The following is a 17139-nucleotide window of genomic DNA, read 5'->3' as shown; positions in this document are numbered from 1 at the left end:
TCTCGCCTCTGTTACGAAAGATGACGGGTCAGGTCCGCCATCATGGCCGCTTGCCCTGCGTCAGGGCGGCCGAGGCAGGCCCCTCTGGTCAGGGAACTGCGTGCGGTTCACTGATGAACAGGGCATGAAACAGGGTGGTATCGGGCGGCTCCTGCGGCTCCACGATGAGCGGGATGCGAGTCTCGGCGATCTCGCGAGGAAGGGCCTCGGCCCCGAAGGCCGCCTCGATTCCCCTGGCGATGACGGCGGCAGGTCCCTGCATCTCGGGCGGTAGCGAATAGAGGAAGACCTCGTCGCTCCGCTCCCGGCCTTTGTCGGTGTAGCTGTAGGTACAGTGTACTCCATAAACAGTATAGACAGGCGCCAGAATGCTGAGACAGCCGACGACGGACCAGCTACTCGTTATCGGCCGGATGTTGTCCTTCGTATACGTAGCGCAGCGGAAACAGGAGTCACATGTGGCCGTGACGTTTCCGATATCGAAGTCAGGTAGCGCTCCTCTGAGCTCTCGCAGGAACGCCCGCCATTGGTCCATCCGCTCGAGTGCCCGCTCCCATTGCTCCGAGAACCGCTCATGCTCGGGACTGCTTTCTGGCCTGTAATTGAAGTCCTTGTCCGGACGGAAATAGTTCCGAACAATGGAAAGTAGCTCTTCCGCTGAAAGGGGCATGAGGTTGTTACGGGCTGAAAGGGATGATGGTGGGGGTTGTTGCTTGATGACACTCAGTCTTTACTCGTGAGCCGGTCACGGCGCGGTTCAGGATTTGGTGGAACTTCTTCTTGAATTGCTCGCAGACAAGCGAGTCCTACGTGCCCGTCAGAGGCTGCCCTGCCTCCGGCGCGGCGGGGAGCGCGACACGGACCGTGGTGCCCTGGTCGGGCTGGCTCTCCAGCGTGAGCGTGCCCCCGTGGGCGACGACGATGCGGCGCGCCAGCGCGAGCCCCAACCCCACGCCCCCCGTCTTCCGGGCGCGGCTGCGGTCGCTGCGGAAGAACGGGGTGAAGAGGTGGGGCAGGTCCTTCGCCTCGATGCCAATGCCCTCGTCACGCACCTCCACCAGGAGTCCGTGCTCCCGCGGGTGCGCGAGCAGCCGTACCGTCGTCTGGGGCTCGGAGTACTTGCCCGCGTTGTCGAGCAGGTTGTCGAGCGCGCGCCGCAACAGCACCGGGTCCGCTTCAAGCACGGGCAGCGTCCCCTCCAGTTTCACTTCCAGCCGGTGCGCCGGGTGGGTGGAGCGGAAGCGCGCGGCGGCCTTGTCCACCAGCGTCTGGGCCTCCACCAACTCCCGGCGCAGCGGTGGCGTGGCGCCGGGGGTCTGCTCCGTGGCGAGGTCCAACCGGGCCGCGGTGAGCACGTCCGACACCAGTCGCTCCAGCTCGTTCAGGTCCTCGGCGATGTCCGCCAGGGACTCGCGCGCCAGGGTGGCGTCCCCCTCGTTGGCCAGGTCCAGCGCCACGCGGATTCGGGAGAGGGGAGTGCGCAGCTCGTGAGAGACGTTGGCGAGCAGCTCCTTCTGTGAGTGCAGCAGTTGGGTGATGCGCTCGGCCATCTCGTCGAAGGCCTCGGCCACCTGTCCCAGCTCATCGCGCCGGCGCACGCCCGTGCGCGCGCTCAGCGTGCCCGCGCCGAAGGCCCGCGCCGCCGTGGCCAGCTTTTGCAGGGGCACGGCCAGGGAGCGGGCGAAGACGATGGAGGTGATGGCCGTGCACCCGAGCACCACGGCGAGCATGATCCCCAGGTCCGGCGGAGGCCCGGGCGGTTTGGGCAGGTCGATGAGCGCGTAGGCCCGCAGCGCGCCCGTCTTCGGGATGGCCACCCGCACGAGGTGGGGCGGCTCGGGGTTGCTCAGCATGCGCTCCTGTTCGAGCCGGCGCAGCTCCTCGGCGGACAGGGGCGGGTGGGGAGAGGGGACATTGGAGGCGAGGAGCTGGCCATCGGGGGTGCGCAGCGTCACCTGCATCCGGAGCTGCTCGCCCGCCTGGTCCACCACCTCCTGCAACCGCTCGGGCTGGTCCAGGAACAGGGCCCAGCTCGAGGCGGCGTAGGCCGCGGCCCGCTCGGAGAACCGCGGCCGGTTTCCTTCCTCGGCGTACCGGCGGGCCAGGTTGAACGCGAAGGCGATGAGCAGCAGTTGCGCGAGCCCCACCAGGTAGATGCGCAGCAGCAGGCGGCCGGGAAGCCGGGTCTTCATGTGTCGTCACCGGTGGCGAGCAGGTAGCCCGCGCCGCGCACCGTCTTGAGCAGCTTCGGGTTGCGCGGGTCCTCTTCGATCTTCTGGCGGATGCGGAAGATGTGCACGTCGACGGAGCGATCGAACACCTCTTCCGCGTTGCCCTTCACCAGGTCCAGGAGCTGCTCGCGGCTGAGCACCCGCCCGGCGCGCTCGGCCAGCACGCGCAGCAGTGCGAACTCGTACGAGGTCAGCGGCAGTGACTTGCCATCCAGGGTGGCGCTGAGGCTGCGGGGATCCAGCGACAGCTTGCCCGCCTGGATGGGCTGGGAGGAGGGACCCGCACGCCCGCGGGCCCGGCGCACCTGGGCGCGGATGCGGGCGAGCAGCTCGCGCGAGGAGTAGGGCTTGGGGAGGTAGTCGTCCGCGCCCGACTCCAGGCCGAGCACCCGGTCGGCCTCCTCGCCACGGGCCGTCAGCATGATGATGGGGACATCACTGCGCGTGCGCAGCTCGCGGCACACCTCCATCCCATCCCGCCCGGGGAGCATGAGATCCAACAGGAGGACGTCGTAGGCATGGCGGCTCGCCTCGGCCAGTCCCTCGGGGCCGGTGCGGGCGATGGTGACGATGATGCCGTGCTCCTGGAGGTAGCGGCTGGTGAGTCGGGCCAGGCGCTCATCGTCCTCCACCAGCAGCACCTGGATGGTTCCCTCGTCCGTGGTGGAGTGTGTCGTCGGGTCCATGCGCGTCCCTCTCCTCCCGCTGTCCGCCCCGGAGGGCTCAGCGATAGAAGATACGACCCGGGAGCAGTTGGAGGGGTCGGAACGGCTGGACGCTTGCTCCCAGGTCGCATTCTGGAAGATGCCCACCGGTTATTAACCGCGCGCTTCGGTGGGATGACGAAATATTTCCGAGGGGGGCGGGGGGGGCGCTCACCCCGGATTGATGGACGCGCTGCGGACGCCGGGCCGCGTGCCGCGCACGGGAGGAAGAACGTCGCGACCATACGGGTCCGCGGCCCTCTCACCCCGTGGGAAAAGATCCACTCCCTGGCCTTCTCTTCAACTCCTGTCAGGTGCTCCCACCAGGCATGGGGGCATCGAGTTTCGAGTGGAGGAAGACGCGACATGAAGACGCGAGGCGGCATCCAGGGCCGTGTGGGTGGAGCGAGGTTCCGGTGTGGAAGGCTGTTCATCGCGCTGGGCGTGCTGTCCGGGGCGGCGGCGTGTGGCACCACGGACTCGAAGGACGACCCGAAGACGCGGGGCGAGGGCGAGCTGTCGGAGCGCTGCGAGGTGCGGCCGCCCGCCACGGGTGGTTTCGAGCCGGAGCTGCAGTGGGCGTGGACGGGCAGCGAGGTGATGCCCGAGCACAAGCAGGTGATGATGACGCCCGTGGTGGTGGACGTGAACGGGGACCGCGTCCCGGACATCGTCTTCAGCACCTTTGCGGGGTCCAACTACAGCGTGGATGGGGTGCTCCGTGCTGTCAGTGGAGATGACGGGCGCGAGCTGTGGAGCGTGACGGACCCGGAGGCCCGGGTGAAGCCCGCCGCGAGCCTCGCCGCGGGGGACCTCGATGGCGATGGCCTCGTGGAGCTCTGCGGCATTCCCGAGAACGGCCGCGGCATCCTCTGCTTCGAGAACGACGGCACCTTCAAGTTCCGCTCGGCCGAGGACGCGTACGACTACAACGAGTGGGGCGGCCCCTCGCTGGCGGACCTGGACGGCGACGGCACCGTGGAGATCCTCGACGGCAACCGCGTCTACAGCAACACGGGTGCCCTGAAGTGGGTGGGCTCGGACGGCATGGGCGGCGCCCTGTACACGGGCCCCGTCTCCTTCGCGGCGGACATCGACCAGGACGGCTCGCTGGAGGTCATCAACGACCGAGCCATCTACCGGGCCGACGGCACGCTCAAGTGCGCCAACACGGACATTCCCCACGGCTTCGCTGGCGTGGCCAACTTCGACGGCGATGCGGCCGGTGAGGTGGTGGTGGCGGGCCAGGGCAAGGTGAGCCTGCTCGACGACGACTGCTCGCTGCTGTGGAGTGTCGACGTCCCCGCCGGGGGCCATGGCGGCTCGCCCAACATCGCGGACTTCGATGGTGACGGCCAGCTGGAGATCGGCCTGCCCGGCGAGTGGGCCTACTCCGTCTTCGAGGCCGACGGGAGCGTCCGGTGGTCCAGCCCCATCCAGGACTACAGCTCCGGCCGCACCGGCTCCACCACCTTCGACTTCGAGGACGATGGCAGGCTCGAGGTCGTCTTCGCCGACGAGCTGAAGCTGCGCATCTATGACGCCGCCACGGGCGAGGTGCGCTGGGAGATTCCCAACACCTCGTCCACCACGCACGAGAACCCCGTCATCGCGGACGTGGACGGGGACCATGCGGCGGACCTGGTGGTGGTCTCCAACGACCATGCGTCTCCGGGCGGCACCCACGGCCTGCGCGTGTTCCATGACCGGGAGGAGGACTGGGCCGGCACGCGGCGCATCTGGAACCAGCACGCCTACGCGGTGACGAACGTCAACGACGATGGCTCCATCCCGGCGCACCCGGCGAGCCACTGGCTGCACCCGAAGCTCAACACCTTCCACGCCAACGTCGCCAACTACTTCGGCGAGGGCCCCGGCCCCTTCTCCGCCGCGGACCTCACCGTGTCCGAGGTGTCCGCCACGTGTGACGGGGAGGGCTCGCTCGGGCTCTCCGCGCGCGTGCGCAACCAGGGCCAGGCGGCGGTGGCGGCGGGCCTGAAGGTGGCCTTCTTCTCGGGAGACCCGGCCTCGGGCGGCACGCTGCTCTCCGTGGCCCGGCTCGCCGAGCCGCTGCCCGCGGGCGCGGAGCTCCTCGTGTCCACCACCGTGTCCTCCGCCGGCTCCGGCACCACGGAGCTCTTCGTCCGCGTGGACGACGATGGCACGGGCACCGGCCGCGACACCGAGTGCCGCGAGGACAACAACTCCGCCTCCGCCACGGTGGACCTCACGTGCGATGCGCCCGTGGGCAACCAGCCGCCGGTGGCCCTCTGCCGTGACGTCACCGTGCCCGCCGATGCCTCGTGCCAGGGCCGCGCCAGCGTGGACAACGGCAGCTACGATCCGGACCACGGGCCGTCGCCGCTCTCCGTCTCGCAGTCGCCGGATGCGTCCTTCGGCCCGGGCAGCCACCCCGTCACGCTGACGGCCTCGGACGGCGAGGCGAGCGCGCAGTGCGTGGGCATCGTCACCGTGGTGGACGCGGCGAAGCCCTCCATCACCTGCCCCCTGTCGGTGGATGCGAAGGTGAGCCTCGGCAGCCTCGGGCTCTCCGTGCGCTACGCCGTCTCGGCCCGCGACAACTGCGGCCCGGCGACCGTCACCTGCTCGCGCCCCTCCGGCTCGCTCTTCCTGCTGGGGCTCACCCACGTCACCTGCACCGCCACGGACACCTCGGGCAACACCGCCTCGTGCGACTTCGGCATCCGCGTGAGTGCCGCCGTCTCGCTGCCGTGACGTCCGCCAGGTGACACCCGGTCGGGAAAGCTCCGGCAACCGGGCAGCTTTCCCGACCCGCTGTCGGGACGCCAACGAGATTCGCACTCACGGCAAAGTTTCCCCCTACCTGAGCGGCGGGGAGTGGGTTAAGGTGCACCCACGGTGTGTCGGAACCGACACCTCTCTGTGTCCCAAGAGACCTCTCGCCCCCCAGAGGCTCCAACACGAGGGAAGATGCATGGGTAACGCACAGCAGTCGTCCGTGGCCATTCCCCCCCGGCCCGCGCGCGCCTCGACCTCGGCGATCGCCGCCCTGGCCACCCCGGCCCTGACCACCCTCTGGGGTGACCGGGAGGCGCCCGTCCCGGAGGAGCAGCGTCTGGGTGAGGAGCTGAGCCGGCAGGAGCTGTTCGCGCGCATCTGCGTGAGGGACCCGTACTACGCGCTGAGCGAGGTGCGGGTGGCGGGAGAGGGCAAGCTGACGGCGCGGGTACCGGTGGAGCAGGAGACGGGCGGGGAGGCCTCGCCCATCAACGCCGCGGAGGTGGGGCGGCACCTGGCCATCCTGGGCTCGTGCGCGGCGTCGCTGGTGAACCCCAAGGAGGGGCAGCACTACTACCTGGCGCGGCGCGCGCGGCTGGAGCGGCTGCACGCGGGACCGCTGCCCCGGGCCAGCGAGCTGCTGCTGGGCACGGCGCGGGCGGAGTTCCGGGAGAAGCGCACCGCGACGGCGCACACGCGGCTGACGGACGCACGGGGCCAGGGGCTCTTCTCGCTGGAGGTGGACTACAACGTGCTGTCCGCGGCGGCCTTCCTGCGCCTCTTCCAGGGAGCGCGCCTGGACATGCGCCGCGAGCCCCGGGCCGAGCGCGGGCCGCGCAACACGTCCGGCGACTTCGCCGCCCTGCGGCAGAATCCCCACCGGCAGCCGCCGCCGCTGCACGGCTACGTGCGGGATGGGGAGTGCCTGAAGGCCACGCTGGGCCCGGTGAGCGCGGAGCTGTGCAAGGGCCACTTCGCCCTGCACCCGGTGCTGCCGGTGGCGGTGGTGATGAGCGGCCTGTCCGGGCTGGCCGGCACGCTGCTGCGCCAACTGGTGGGCAACCCGTCCGCGCGCTACCTGGTGACGCGGGGCGAGGTGCGCGCCGACAGCCTCGCCTACGCGGGCGAGTCGGTGACGTTCGGCTCCCACCTGCACGGGGTGGAGGGCCGGGACTACCGCTTCTACTGCTGGGCCTCGGTGGGCGAGCGCCTGGTGGGCGTGATGGAGCTGACGCTCACCTGCCTGGAGTGAGCCTCACTCCCAGGAGATTTCGTAGTCCACCGAGTCGAGGCCGAGCGTGTTGGCCCTCACGGTGCCCTTGAAGCCGAGGGCCTCCAGCGCACCCTCGAAGATGCCCACGTGGTAGGCCGCCGGCTGCATGTCGCCGCGGTAGCTGAGGATGCACGCCTTGGGCCCCGCGGCGCGGTGCTCGCGCTTGCCGTACGTCACCACGGTGCTGAAGGCCACCCGCGTCTGGGCGAAGAGCCGCTGCGGGTCCCCCTTGCCGAGGATGCCGAAGACGACCTGGCCCGGGCCCGTGGAGAAGTTCTGCACGCACGCCCGGCCACAGGCGTTGAAGACCGTGTGCTCGTTGCCCAGCTGCTGCTCGAGCGCGTCCGCCGCGCCGTAGAGCATGGTGAGGTAGTCCGAGGCGGGGTAGGTCCGCAGGTCCGCGATGTCCTTGGCCAGCGAGCCGGTGCGTACCTGGCGCAGCGCCTGGGGGCCTCCCTTGCGTTCGATGAGCTCGAACACGACCCGGAAGAAGATGCCCCGCACGGAGTCGGTGGGCCGGGTGAGGGCGATGCGGGCTTCGAGCTCGTTCTTGTTCGAGGGCATGGCTGGCATGAGAGCTTACCGGTACCTCGTGCCGGGTCGAGAAAACGGGACTCCGGGTAGGGGATGACTGGCCAACCTTTACTCGCGGTGCGGCCCCCGGGATGACGCGGTGCGGGGCAGCCTTCGCTTGACACCCCCCGTCCCGGCACGGAAAAGCGCGGGGCCAAGGCGCCGGCCCGCCTTGCTCCTTCCCCTCGGCCACCTGGAGTCCGACGAGTGAAGCTCGCCACCCTCAATGACGGAACCCGCGATGGACGGCTCATCGTCGTCAAGCGCGACAACTCCGCCTACGCGTTCGCCACCAACGTGGCCCTCACGCTCCAGGCCGCGCTCGACAACTGGGACGCGCTGGAGCCCCGGCTGCGCGCCCTGGCCGAGGAGCTCGAGGCCGGCCGCGTGCAGAGCCGTCCCCTGGACGTGAGCGCCCTGCTCTCGCCGCTGCCCCGCGCCTACGAGTGGGTGGATGGCAGCGCCTACCTCAACCACGTCATCCTCGTGCGCAAGGCGCGCAACGCCGAGCCCCCGCCCACGCTGAAGACGGATCCGCTCGTGTACCAGGGCGGCTCGGGCACCTTCCTCGCGCCCACCCAGGACCTTCCCCTGGTGGACGAGGCCTGGGGCATGGACTTCGAGTCCGAGGTGGCCGTCATCCTCGGCGACGTGCCGCTGGGCACCCAGGCGAAGGACGCGGAGAAGTACGTGAAGCTGGTGATGCTCTGCAACGACGTCACCCTGCGCAACCTCATCCCCAACGAGCTGGCCAAGGGCTTCGGCTTCTTCCAGGGCAAGCCCTCCAGCTCCTTCAGCCCCTTCGCGCTCACCCCGGACGAGCTCGGCCCCGCCTGGAAGGACGGCCGCGTGCACCTGCGCCTGCGCTCCACCCTCAACGGCCAGGTGGTGGGGGACACGGACGCCGGCCCGGAGATGCACTTCTCCTTCTTCGACCTGCTGCAGCACATCTCCAAGACGCGCGCCTTCACCGCCGGCACCATCCTCGGCAGCGGCACCGTGTCCAACGAGGAGCGCGCCCGCGGCATCTCCTGCCTCGCCGAGCGCCGGATGATTGAAACCATCGAGACGGGCACCCCCAAGACGCCCTTCATGAAGGTGGGGGACATCATCGAGGTGGAGATGTTCGGGCCGGAAGGCCAGAGTCTCTTCGGGCGTATCTCCCAGAAGGTGGTGAAGCCATGAAGCTCTACAGTTACTGGCGCTCGTCGTGCTCGTGGCGGGTGCGCATCGCGCTCAACCTCAAGGGCCTGTCCTACGAGTACGTGCCCGTGCACCTGGTGAAGGACGGGGGCGAGCAGAACACCGAGGCCTACCGCGCCATCAACCCCATGCGCACCCTGCCCACGCTGGAGCTCACCGAGGGCGGCAAGGTGCACCGGCTGGGCCAGTCGATGGCCATCCTCGAGTACCTGGAGGAGCGCCACCCCTCGCCCGCCCTGCTGCCGGCCGATCCTTTCCTGCGGGCCCGCTGCCGGATGTTGTCGGAGATGGTGAACTCGGGGATTCAGCCCCTGCAGAACCTGTCGGTGCTGCAGCGCATCAAGGGGGAGCTCAAGGCGGACGACAAGGCCTGGTGCGCGTATTGGATTGAAAGGGGCCTGACGGCCTTCCAGGCGGCCGTGCAGGAGACGGCGGGCACGTACTGCCTGGGCGAGGCAGTGTCGTTCGCGGACATCTGCCTGGTCCCCCAGCTCTACGGGGCCCGGCGTTTCGGAGTAGACCTGCAGCCGTACGCGCTGCTCACCCGTATCGAGGCGGCGTGTGCCAGCCTTCCCGCCTTCCAGGCGGCACATGCGGACCGGCAACCCGACGCGGTGCCGGCTTGAACTGCTTGAACTGAAGGAGTCGACGAATGGCGAAGCTCGAGTCGCTGGGCATCAAGGGTCTGGAGAGCGTCCACTGGTACGTGCACGACCTGGAGCGCAGCCGCCGCTTCTACGTGGAGGGGCTGGATTTCGCCGAGCAGGGCGTGTCCTCGCCGGAGCTGGAGAAGCAGGGCAGGCAGAAGTCCGCCGTCTTCCAGGCGGGCAACGTGGTGCTGGTGGTGAGCCAGCCGGTGGGCGAGGGCGGCCGCGCCTGGCGCTTCCTGCGCAAGCACCCGGACGGGGTGGGCACGCTCAACTACCAGGTGGAGGACATCGACAAGACGTACCGCCTGCTGGAGCAGCGCGGTGCCACCTTCATCACCGACATCCAGCGCCACACCGACGACAAGGGCGGCAAGCTGGCGCAGTTCTCCATCACCACGCCCTTTGGTGACACCACCTTCCGCTTCATCCAGCGCGATGGCTACAAGGCCCTCTTCCCGGGCTTCGTGCAGCACGAGAAGCCGCGCGGTGGCAACAACCGCTACGGCTTCACGCACATCGACCACATCACGTCCAACTTCCAGACCATGAGGCCCATGCTCCTGTGGATGGAGCACGTGATGGGCTTCGAGAAGTTCTGGGAGATCCAGTTCCACACCGACGACGTGGCCGCCAAGCAGAAGCGGGAGCATGGCTCGGGGCTGCGCTCGGAGGTGATGTGGGATCCGGTGAGCCGGGTGAAGTTCGCCAACAACGAGCCGCTGCGGCCCTTCTTCAAGGCCTCGCAGATCAACATCTTCAACGAGGACCACAAGGGGGACGGGGTGCAGCACCTGGCCCTGGTGGTGAAGGACATCCTCACGGCGGTGAAGGAGATGCGCGAGAAGGCGGGCATCTCCTTCATGCCCACGCCGGGCACGTACTACGACGCGCTGCCCCAGCGCATCCAGGACCTGGGCATCAAGAAGATCGACGAGGACATCCAGGTGCTGCGCGAGCTGGAGGTGCTCGTGGACGGCGGCGGCGAGCACAGCTACCTGCTGCAGATCTTCATGAAGGACGCGGCGGCGCTCTACAAGGATCCGCACGCCGGCCCGTTCTTCTACGAGATCATCCAGCGCAAGGGAGACCAGGGCTTCGGCGGCGGCAACTTCCGCGCGCTGTTCGAGAGCATCGAGCGCCAGCAGAAGTCCGAAGGGCGCATCTAAGCCCCTCTGTCCCCCTGTCCCCTCTCCCTTCGGGAGAGGGTCGGGGTGAGGGTGCCCGGGCCGGTTCTCCAACCCGTGGCCCGGGCGCTACCGGCAGGGGAAGTTGGCCTTGGAGCACGTCACGCCGTTGTTATAGGCGTCGTTGAAGTGGTTGTAGTACCCGTCGTAGAGCGGGTGCACCGTCCCGGTCTCGGGCGCCATCTTGATGAACATCTCCTCGTTCTCGTTGAGCGCATCCTGCGACCAGTTCTGCGAGCCCGTGTAGACGCGGTACGCGTAGCTGGTGCCGTACTTGCCGTAGACCAGGAAGAACTTGTCGTGGACCTTGTCCTTGCGGCGGATGTTGACCCCGGCGTCGAGCAGCTCGTTGTAGACCGACTGCGACATGCTGATGCCGCCGGTGTCGTCCGTGCCCACCACCATCCACACCGCGCAGCCACCGGCCCGGTAGCGCTTGACCTGCGCGAGGAGCTCCGGACGCCCGGTGGTGACGAACGCCATGCCGATGCGCAGCCGGCAGTTCGCGTCGGGCGTGACGTCGTTGAGGCGGGTGACGATGGTGTCCGTCTGGCCCACGCCCTCGGGTGAGGCGTAGGCGTCCGCCGGGTTGGCCTGGTAGTAGCCGCGGCCGCTGGCCGAGTCGTAGTAGTCATTGCCGGTGTAGTGCCGGCGGTTCCACATGTCCGAGAAGTTGGCGTTGAAGCCGTCGTACAGCGTCACGGCGTCGTAGAGGGTGATGGTGTTGTTGAACGCATCCGGGCCGCTCGAATAGGTCAGGTTCGACGAGCCGAACCACACCACGTACGGACGGGCCACCCCATTGGGGTCCGTGGTCTGGCTGAACGTGAACATCTTCGTGTGCATGTTGCCGGCGGCGCCCGTGCCGATGCAGCCGCCACCGCCATTGGAGTTGGTGCAGAAGCGGTGGTTGGTGAGCTTCTTGATGGTGGCCACCGCCGGGTCCGTGGAGGCCGCGTTCTTGCCGTCCAGCACGACCGACACCGAGACGCCCCGCGTCTGCGCCGCGAGCAGCGCATCGGCCACGCCGTCGATGCTGATGGAGTGGATGGTGCCCCGGATGGTGCCGCCCGCGGGCGTGGCGTTGATGAGCCGCTTCAGCTCCTCGGTGATGGTGTAGTCCCGGCCCGCGAACGCCGGCGGGTTGCTGAAGTGGGCCCAGACCGCCTTGCCCCCCACCGTGCCGGACGCGACGCTGACGCCCGACCGGATGGCGCCCACCTCCACCTCGCCGCTGTCGTGCTCCGCCAGGGGCTCGCACCCCGTGGCCGCCCACGCGCAGAAGCCCACCGCCAGTGCCCGCAGAACCCTACCGCCTGCCTTCGAACCCATCGTGTCTTCTCCTCTGAAACCCATCTTCCCTTGAAGTCCAATAAAATGGAATAGAAGGTTTATAAGGTTTAACAGGGAATGATGGGAATCGGTGTTGATGCTCCCGGACAGTCGCGTGCGCGGCTCGTACCGTGGGGTGGAGCGCCGTGACAGGCTCCCGCGCGCCCAGAGGCCGGCGAGTCGCCGTGCCCGTGTGAGGTGCTCATGTCCCGCAGGACGCTCCGCCGCCGCTTCTCCTGTCTGCTGCTCGCCGTGCCCTGCCTCGCCCTGTCCGGCTGCGACACCTCGGCCGACAATTGCGAGGACAGGAACTCCAACTATGAGGAGACGTTCCTCCTGGCCAATCTCCGGGGCGCCGACAACAAGCCGCCTCCGTCGGGCACCGCCTGCCAGGAATTGTGCCGCCTCGTTGGCTATCAGGGCGTGGAGTGCAGGCTCAACGACGTCGGCGCCGAGAACGAATCGGTGACGTGCATCACCGGCTTCGTCTGCGAGGAGTAGGGCGCCGGGCCGCCCACGCTCCCTGAATGAATTGCAGCGCCACCCTGTAAAGTCAGCCATCCGGCGCCGTTCGCGCCCCTGGCCTGACTGCGTGGCCCCGAGCGATTCCGCTGGTTTGAGACGCTCGGGTGGCACTTCCGGGCAGCGGATCCTCCCTTGCACGCCTCGCGAGCGCCGCGGCTCCCCCCGAGCCGTGGTTCATCCCTTTCAATGAGGACCGTGATGAAAATCTTCACGAATCCACGAGTGTCCCTCGTGCGTTCTGTGCTGCACCTGGCCACCCTCGCGCTGCTCATCACCTCCAGCCCCTCGCGAGCGCAGACCCTCTGGCATGCCGGCAACTTCCGCTACCTGCCGTCCACCAGCGGCAGCCTCGTGACCTTCGTGGATGGGCTTTCCCATCCGAACTCGGGCGGCTACGGCAAGGTGAGCAGCACCCGCACCACCGATTTCAACGCCTTCCTGGATGGGCTCGACACTGCCCTCGACGACAGCCTCGCGGACGGCGACACGGGCGACTGGTGCGGCGTCCGGGCCCTGGCCTCCAGTGCCGGCTACGAGGTGCAGCGCTTCTATGACACGGCGACGGGCCGCTGGTTCATCTACGGCCGCGACACCACCGCGTTCGGGCAGGCGTACTTCTTCATCAACCCCTTCGCCAAGCGCAACATCGTCATCGAGGTGCCTCACGAGCCGTATGACTCCAACACCGCCACCCAGGGCGCCCGCATCTTCACCGCGCTCGCCGCGCGCGCGTTGATCATCAACAAGGAGCACCGCTGCTCGGACCCGGACGCGACGAGCTGCTCGGGCTCCACCAGCGCCTGTGGCGGCTACTTCCGCGAGTCCGATGTCGCCCACCACGAGCAGAACACCTTCCACCTCCTGCACAAGTGGTTCACCGTCAATGACTCGGTGACGAAGTTCGTGCAGCTCCACGGCATGTCGGGCTCGAGCAGCGACATGGCGGAGATCGCCGACTCCACCACCAATGACACCGACTCCGGCTCCGTCTCGGTGCGCTTCGCCAACTACCTCGATCAGTACGTGCCGAGCCCCTCGGCCGTCGACTCCTGCCAGGACTACGTGGGGGATCCGCCCTCCAACCTCTGCGCCACCACCAACGTCCAGGGCCGTTTCACGAACAATCAGGCCAACAACGCGTGCACGACCTCGACGAGCCTCGCGAGCGATCGCTTCCTGCACGTGGAGCAGCACGCCAGCCTGCGCGACAACGACAGCTCCGACGGCTACTACTGGGGCGATGTGCGTGACGCCCTTCGCGACACCTGGCCCAGCTGCAACATGAACAACGGCGCCAGCGACTGCACGCTCGGCTCGAGCCAGACCCAGTACTCCAACTGGACGTGTCCGTGAGCCAACCCGGGTGAGTCAGATACCCTCACCCCGTCCCTCTCCCGGAGGGCGAGGGGAAATGGGCAGGGTGAGGGGAGGGGCGCGCGGTAACGGCAGAGGGGGGCGGCTCAGGTGAAGGGCAGGGCCGCCACGGTGGCCTCGGCCGGGCCGTCTCCCACCGCCAGCACCGTCCCCGGCTCCAGGTGGTCCCGGTGCACGTACCCCAGCGCCACCGTCTGGCCCTTCAGGGGCGAGCGCACCACGCTCGTCACCCAACCCACCTTCTTGCCGTCCTTCTTCAGCTCCGTGCCCGGCGCCGGCTCGGTGCTCCCCAGCAGCAGGCCCGTCAGCTTCCGGTTCATGTGCCCCCGGAAGGTGGCTCGCGCGATGACCTCCTGCCCGATGTAGCACCCCTTGTTGTACGAGATGGCGTTCGTGAGGTTCGCCTCCAGCGGGATGGTGGTGTCCACCATGTCCTGGCCGTAGCGCGGCACCCCCGCCTCCACCCGCAGCGTCTCCTGCGCCAGCCAGCCCGCCGGCTTCAGCCCGAAGGCCCCGCCCGCCGCCACCAGCGCCTTCCACACCGCCTCCAGCCCGCCCCGGGGCACCAGCAGGTCCACCCCCGGCTCCTGCCCGGGGCGTCCCACCGCCAGCACCTCCTGGCCCGCCAGGTTGACCGCCCGGGTGGCGTCCGGAGCCAGCGCGGCGAAGGGGCTGCCCGACACGGCGCCCAGCAGGTCGGCCGTCCGGGGTCCCATCAGCCGCAGCACCCCCAGCTCGCCCGTCGCGTCGAGCAGCTCGGCGTCCTCGGAGATGAGGAATTTCCCAAGGAATTCCTGGACCTTGGCTCCCATCCCGGGCTCCAGGTCCAGCAGCAGGTCGGCCTCGCGCCGCACCAGCCGGGCATCTCCCACCATGGAGCCCTTCACGGTGATCATCGCCGCGTAGGTGGCCGCCCCGGCCGCCAGCCCCTTCACGTCCTGCGTCACCATCCCGTGCAGGAAGCTCACGCGGTCCTCGCCGGTTATCCGCAGCGCTTCCCGATAGGTGGCATCATGGAGGGCCACCGCCTGCCGGGCTGCCCGGTACTCCGCCTCCACATCCCCGTAGTCGGCCACGGCCTCCCGGCCATTGACCTCCAGGAAATGGGCTCCTGCCTGCTCATGAAGAAAATGCAGAGACAGCGGTTCCATGCCCGTCGCTATATAGAGGCCCGGGAGTGAATGCCACGATGGATGTGAGACACCTGTCGGACTTCATGGGCTTCTCGGCCGAGAAGCTCCAGAAGCTCAACCTTTTCAAGTCCGAGCGCTTCTTCCTGGACGTGTACTGCCTCACGCCCGGCCAGAGCCAGAAGCCCCACCGGCACGCCACCTCGGACAAGGTGTACCTCGTCCTCGAGGGGCGGTGCCGTTTCCGCATCGGCGCGGACGAGGCCTCCCATGGCCCCGGCGCCGCCCTCTTCGCACCCGCGGGCGTCGAACACGGCGTCACCAATGACGGCCCCGACAACGCCCGCCTCCTCGTCCTGATGACCCCCCCTCCGGAGCACGCATGAGCAAGAAGGCCAATCCGCCCCCTCCTGTCCCCGTTCGCGGCGCCGCGGCGCTGCTGGGCCTGGGCCTCGCCGAGGCCGCGCTCTCCATCTACCAGTGGAAGGAGCTCCTCACCCTGCGCGGCGGTGGCACCACCGCCTGCGGCATCTCCGAGAAGATCAACTGCGAGACGGTGTGGAACTCCGCCTTCGCCAGCGGCGTGCACGAGCGGCTGGGCATGCCCGTGGCCGCGCTCGGCCTGGTGTGGGGCATCGTCGCCGTGGCGCTCTCGGCGCTCTACCTGGTGTGGCGCAACAACGGGCACACCGTGCGTCCCGCCACCAACGGCCTGCGCCTGACGGCCGCGGCCGGTGCGGCGGCCAGCCTCGTCTTCGGCCTCGCCAGCGCGAGCGCTGGTGCCCTGTGCCCCACGTGTCTGGCCACCTACGCCCTCACGCTCTCCTTCGCCGCCGTGGCCTGGAAGGGCCTGCCCGGCCCTGTGTTGCCGCAGACGGGGGAGTGGGGCCGCGCCCTGCAGTGGACGGGCGGTTTCGCCGCCGCCGCGTACGTGGCGCTGCTGGTGCCCGGCATGCAGACGCCCAAGGCCTCCGCCGCCGTGGAGAAGGTGGCCACCATGACCTCCACCGCGGCCCCCGGCTCGCTGGAGGCCTACCTGCTCGGCCTCCCGCAGGCGGAGCAGCAGGCCGTCTCCAATGCGCTCGCCCGCTACAGCATGGATGCGCCGCTGCCGGCCCTGTCGGCGCCGCGCCGCCGCTACGGCCCGGAGAACGCGCCGGTGAAGATGGTGGAGTGGACGGACAGCCGCTGCCCCCACTGCAAGAACCTGGTGGAGGTGCTCGCCCTCATGAAGAAGCGGCTGCCCGAGGGCAAGCTGTCGCTGGAGGCCCGCCAGTTCCCGCTCGACTTCCAGTGCAACAGCACCATGCCCCCGCGCGCCACCGACGGCACCGGCACCCGCTGCGTGGCCGCCAAGGCGCAGATCTGCATCGAGGACGCCCCCGACTTCTGGGAGCTGCGCGAGAAGCTCTTCGCCGCCCAGGCCACGCTCAACCCGGAGAGCGTGCGGAGCATCCTCTCCTCCGGCTCCGTCGCGCGCACGCAGCTCGATGCGTGCATCGCCAGCCCGGCCACGGAGAAGAAGCTGGCGGAGGACATCGCGTACGCCATGCAGCATGATCTGCACGGCACGCCGCTGGTGGTCATCAACGGCCGCGAGGCGGCGGCCATCCCGTCCTTCCTCTACGCCCTCATCATGGCGGACGGGAACCCCAACGCGGCCGCCTTCAAGGTGCTGCCCGCGCCGCAGTCGCAGGCGGCGCAGGCCCACGATCACCCCCACTGAGCGGACGGACGCCATGGGCAAGCGCGACAAGAAGCCCGAGGCGTCCGCTCCGGCGGCGCCCTTCCACAACCCCTTCGCCGCGCTCGGCCTCAAGCGCGAGGAGCTGCCCGCGGGGCCGGCTCCCGCGCCCGTGAAGGCCGAGGCGCCCCAAGGGCCCAAGGGCCCCGCGCGCGCCGTGGTGCGCATGGAGCGCAAGGGGCGCGGTGGCAAGGAGGTGACGGTGGTGGAGCAGCTGGGGCTGTCCGCCGCCGAGCTGGAGAAGTGGCTCAAGGCCCTCAAGGGCGGCCTGGGCTGCGGGGGCACCGTGGAGGAGGACACCCTGGTGCTGCAGGGCGATCAGCGCGAGCGCCTCCCCGCGCTCCTGGAGGCCCGCGGCGTGCGCCGCGTCACCGTGGGGTGAGTGCTTCGGGCTCGAGCCAGGGCGCTCCACTGGTAGACGTCTACCAGTGGTTGCGCACATCCACCTACATCACT

The 17139-nt window shown here is 69.0% G+C and carries 16 protein-coding genes; 10 read left to right on the top strand and 6 right to left on the bottom strand.

Features of this window, described 5'->3' with window-relative positions:
- Nucleotides 1-88: 88 nt before the first annotated feature.
- The 3 genes from NR798_RS40165 to NR798_RS40155 form a co-directional block, all read right to left on the bottom strand.
- A complete protein-coding gene (locus tag NR798_RS40165) occupies nucleotides 89-670 on the bottom strand; it encodes a hypothetical protein (RefSeq protein ID WP_375767869.1) in 582 nt (193 codons plus the stop codon).
- 136 nt (nucleotides 671-806) lie between these two features.
- Nucleotides 807-2192: a sensor histidine kinase gene (locus NR798_RS40160; protein ID WP_375767868.1), complete on the bottom strand. Its 1386-nt coding sequence runs from the start codon at nucleotides 2190-2192 to the stop codon at nucleotides 807-809.
- A complete protein-coding gene (locus tag NR798_RS40155; RefSeq protein ID WP_375767867.1) occupies nucleotides 2189-2917 on the bottom strand; it encodes a response regulator transcription factor in 729 nt (242 codons plus the stop codon). Before NR798_RS40155 ends, NR798_RS40160 begins: the two co-directional genes overlap by 4 nt.
- 384 nt (nucleotides 2918-3301) lie before the next feature.
- Here NR798_RS40155 and NR798_RS40150 point away from each other — a divergent pair, with 384 nt between their 5' ends.
- Together NR798_RS40150 and NR798_RS40145 are read left to right on the top strand one after the other, a co-directional pair.
- Nucleotides 3302-5671: an FG-GAP-like repeat-containing protein gene (locus NR798_RS40150; RefSeq protein WP_375767866.1), complete on the top strand. Its 2370-nt coding sequence runs from the start codon at nucleotides 3302-3304 to the stop codon at nucleotides 5669-5671.
- Nucleotides 5672-5891: 220 nt separating this feature from the next.
- Entirely contained in the window at nucleotides 5892-6947 is a 1056-nt protein-coding gene (locus NR798_RS40145) for a hypothetical protein (RefSeq protein ID WP_375767865.1), read from the top strand.
- 3 nt (nucleotides 6948-6950) lie between these two features.
- Here the strand turns inward: NR798_RS40145 and NR798_RS40140 are convergent, their stop codons facing one another.
- Nucleotides 6951-7541 carry a TIGR02265 family protein gene (locus tag NR798_RS40140; protein ID WP_375767864.1) on the bottom strand — a complete coding sequence of 197 codons (591 nt, stop codon included), beginning with the start codon at nucleotides 7539-7541 and terminating at the stop codon, nucleotides 6951-6953.
- Nucleotides 7542-7748: 207 nt separating this feature from the next.
- On the opposite strand from NR798_RS40140, the gene NR798_RS40135 reads away from it, so the two are divergent.
- From NR798_RS40135 to hppD, 3 genes are read left to right on the top strand one after another with little or no spacing between them, the layout of a single operon-like run.
- Nucleotides 7749-8726, top strand: a complete 978-nt coding sequence (locus NR798_RS40135) for a fumarylacetoacetate hydrolase family protein (protein WP_375767863.1) — start codon at nucleotides 7749-7751, stop codon at nucleotides 8724-8726.
- On the top strand, nucleotides 8723-9370 hold the full coding sequence (maiA, locus tag NR798_RS40130; RefSeq protein WP_375767862.1) for a maleylacetoacetate isomerase: 648 nt from the start codon (nucleotides 8723-8725) through the stop codon (nucleotides 9368-9370). The genes NR798_RS40135 and maiA overlap by 4 nt, the downstream gene beginning before the upstream one ends.
- Nucleotides 9371-9396: 26 nt before the next feature.
- Nucleotides 9397-10560: a 4-hydroxyphenylpyruvate dioxygenase gene (gene hppD / locus NR798_RS40125; RefSeq protein ID WP_375767861.1), complete on the top strand. Its 1164-nt coding sequence runs from the start codon at nucleotides 9397-9399 to the stop codon at nucleotides 10558-10560.
- Nucleotides 10561-10647: 87 nt separating this feature from the next.
- Here the strand turns inward: hppD and NR798_RS40120 are convergent, their stop codons facing one another.
- The gene (locus tag NR798_RS40120; protein ID WP_375767860.1) at nucleotides 10648-11910 is read right to left on the bottom strand and encodes a phosphatidylserine/phosphatidylglycerophosphate/cardiolipin synthase family protein; all 1263 of its coding nucleotides are present in this window, start codon (nucleotides 11908-11910) and stop codon (nucleotides 10648-10650) included.
- A 204-nt stretch (nucleotides 11911-12114) separates the two neighbouring features.
- Here NR798_RS40120 and NR798_RS40115 point away from each other — a divergent pair, with 204 nt between their 5' ends.
- The gene (locus tag NR798_RS40115; RefSeq protein WP_375767859.1) at nucleotides 12115-12411 is read left to right on the top strand and encodes a hypothetical protein; all 297 of its coding nucleotides are present in this window, start codon (nucleotides 12115-12117) and stop codon (nucleotides 12409-12411) included.
- 255 nt (nucleotides 12412-12666) lie between these two features.
- Entirely contained in the window at nucleotides 12667-13788 is a 1122-nt protein-coding gene (locus tag NR798_RS40110; protein WP_375767858.1) for a hypothetical protein, read from the top strand.
- Between the two features lie 107 nt (nucleotides 13789-13895).
- Here NR798_RS40110 and NR798_RS40105 read toward each other — a convergent pair whose 3' ends face one another.
- Nucleotides 13896-14960, bottom strand: coding sequence for a YgfZ/GcvT domain-containing protein (locus tag NR798_RS40105; protein ID WP_375767857.1), 1065 nt, complete (start codon nucleotides 14958-14960; stop codon nucleotides 13896-13898).
- A gap of 38 nt (nucleotides 14961-14998) precedes the next feature.
- Between NR798_RS40105 and NR798_RS40100 the strand changes: the two genes are divergently transcribed.
- The 3 genes from NR798_RS40100 to NR798_RS40090 are packed head-to-tail and all read left to right on the top strand — an operon-like array spanning nucleotide 14999 to nucleotide 17065.
- Nucleotides 14999-15325: a cupin domain-containing protein gene (locus NR798_RS40100; protein ID WP_329727295.1), complete on the top strand. Its 327-nt coding sequence runs from the start codon at nucleotides 14999-15001 to the stop codon at nucleotides 15323-15325.
- Nucleotides 15322-16665 carry a thioredoxin domain-containing protein gene (locus tag NR798_RS40095; protein WP_375767856.1) on the top strand — a complete coding sequence of 448 codons (1344 nt, stop codon included), beginning with the start codon at nucleotides 15322-15324 and terminating at the stop codon, nucleotides 16663-16665. The genes NR798_RS40100 and NR798_RS40095 overlap by 4 nt, the downstream gene beginning before the upstream one ends.
- Before the next feature lie 13 nt (nucleotides 16666-16678).
- The gene (locus NR798_RS40090; protein ID WP_375767855.1) at nucleotides 16679-17065 is read left to right on the top strand and encodes a translation initiation factor; all 387 of its coding nucleotides are present in this window, start codon (nucleotides 16679-16681) and stop codon (nucleotides 17063-17065) included.
- Nucleotides 17066-17139: the final 74 nt, after the last annotated feature.

Source organism: Archangium gephyra (assembly GCF_042230915.1).
Classification (GTDB): Bacteria; Myxococcota; Myxococcia; order Myxococcales; family Myxococcaceae; genus Archangium; species Archangium gephyra_B.
The sequence above is the reverse complement of the archived record's forward strand: the minus strand, read 5'-3'. Positions and strand labels throughout refer to the sequence as shown.

What these genes read in the sequence shown, in the direction of transcription:
- NR798_RS40165 (WP_375767869.1), bottom strand. Translation starts at nt 670, where the DNA reads ATGCCCCTTTCAGCGGAAGAGCTACTTTCCATTGTTCGGAACTATTTC.
- NR798_RS40160 (WP_375767868.1), bottom strand. Translation starts at nt 2,192, where the DNA reads ATGAAGACCCGGCTTCCCGGCCGCCTGCTGCTGCGCATCTACCTGGTG.
- NR798_RS40155 (WP_375767867.1), bottom strand. Translation starts at nt 2,917, where the DNA reads ATGGACCCGACGACACACTCCACCACGGACGAGGGAACCATCCAGGTG.
- NR798_RS40150 (WP_375767866.1), top strand. Translation starts at nt 3,302, where the DNA reads ATGAAGACGCGAGGCGGCATCCAGGGCCGTGTGGGTGGAGCGAGGTTC.
- NR798_RS40145 (WP_375767865.1), top strand. Translation starts at nt 5,892, where the DNA reads ATGGGTAACGCACAGCAGTCGTCCGTGGCCATTCCCCCCCGGCCCGCG.
- NR798_RS40140 (WP_375767864.1), bottom strand. Translation starts at nt 7,541, where the DNA reads ATGCCAGCCATGCCCTCGAACAAGAACGAGCTCGAAGCCCGCATCGCC.
- maiA (WP_375767862.1), top strand. Translation starts at nt 8,723, where the DNA reads ATGAAGCTCTACAGTTACTGGCGCTCGTCGTGCTCGTGGCGGGTGCGC.
- hppD (WP_375767861.1), top strand. Translation starts at nt 9,397, where the DNA reads ATGGCGAAGCTCGAGTCGCTGGGCATCAAGGGTCTGGAGAGCGTCCAC.
- NR798_RS40120 (WP_375767860.1), bottom strand. Translation starts at nt 11,910, where the DNA reads ATGGGTTCGAAGGCAGGCGGTAGGGTTCTGCGGGCACTGGCGGTGGGC.
- NR798_RS40115 (WP_375767859.1), top strand. Translation starts at nt 12,115, where the DNA reads ATGTCCCGCAGGACGCTCCGCCGCCGCTTCTCCTGTCTGCTGCTCGCC.
- NR798_RS40105 (WP_375767857.1), bottom strand. Translation starts at nt 14,960, where the DNA reads ATGGAACCGCTGTCTCTGCATTTTCTTCATGAGCAGGCAGGAGCCCAT.
- NR798_RS40100 (WP_329727295.1), top strand. Translation starts at nt 14,999, where the DNA reads ATGGATGTGAGACACCTGTCGGACTTCATGGGCTTCTCGGCCGAGAAG.
- NR798_RS40095 (WP_375767856.1), top strand. Translation starts at nt 15,322, where the DNA reads ATGAGCAAGAAGGCCAATCCGCCCCCTCCTGTCCCCGTTCGCGGCGCC.
- NR798_RS40090 (WP_375767855.1), top strand. Translation starts at nt 16,679, where the DNA reads ATGGGCAAGCGCGACAAGAAGCCCGAGGCGTCCGCTCCGGCGGCGCCC.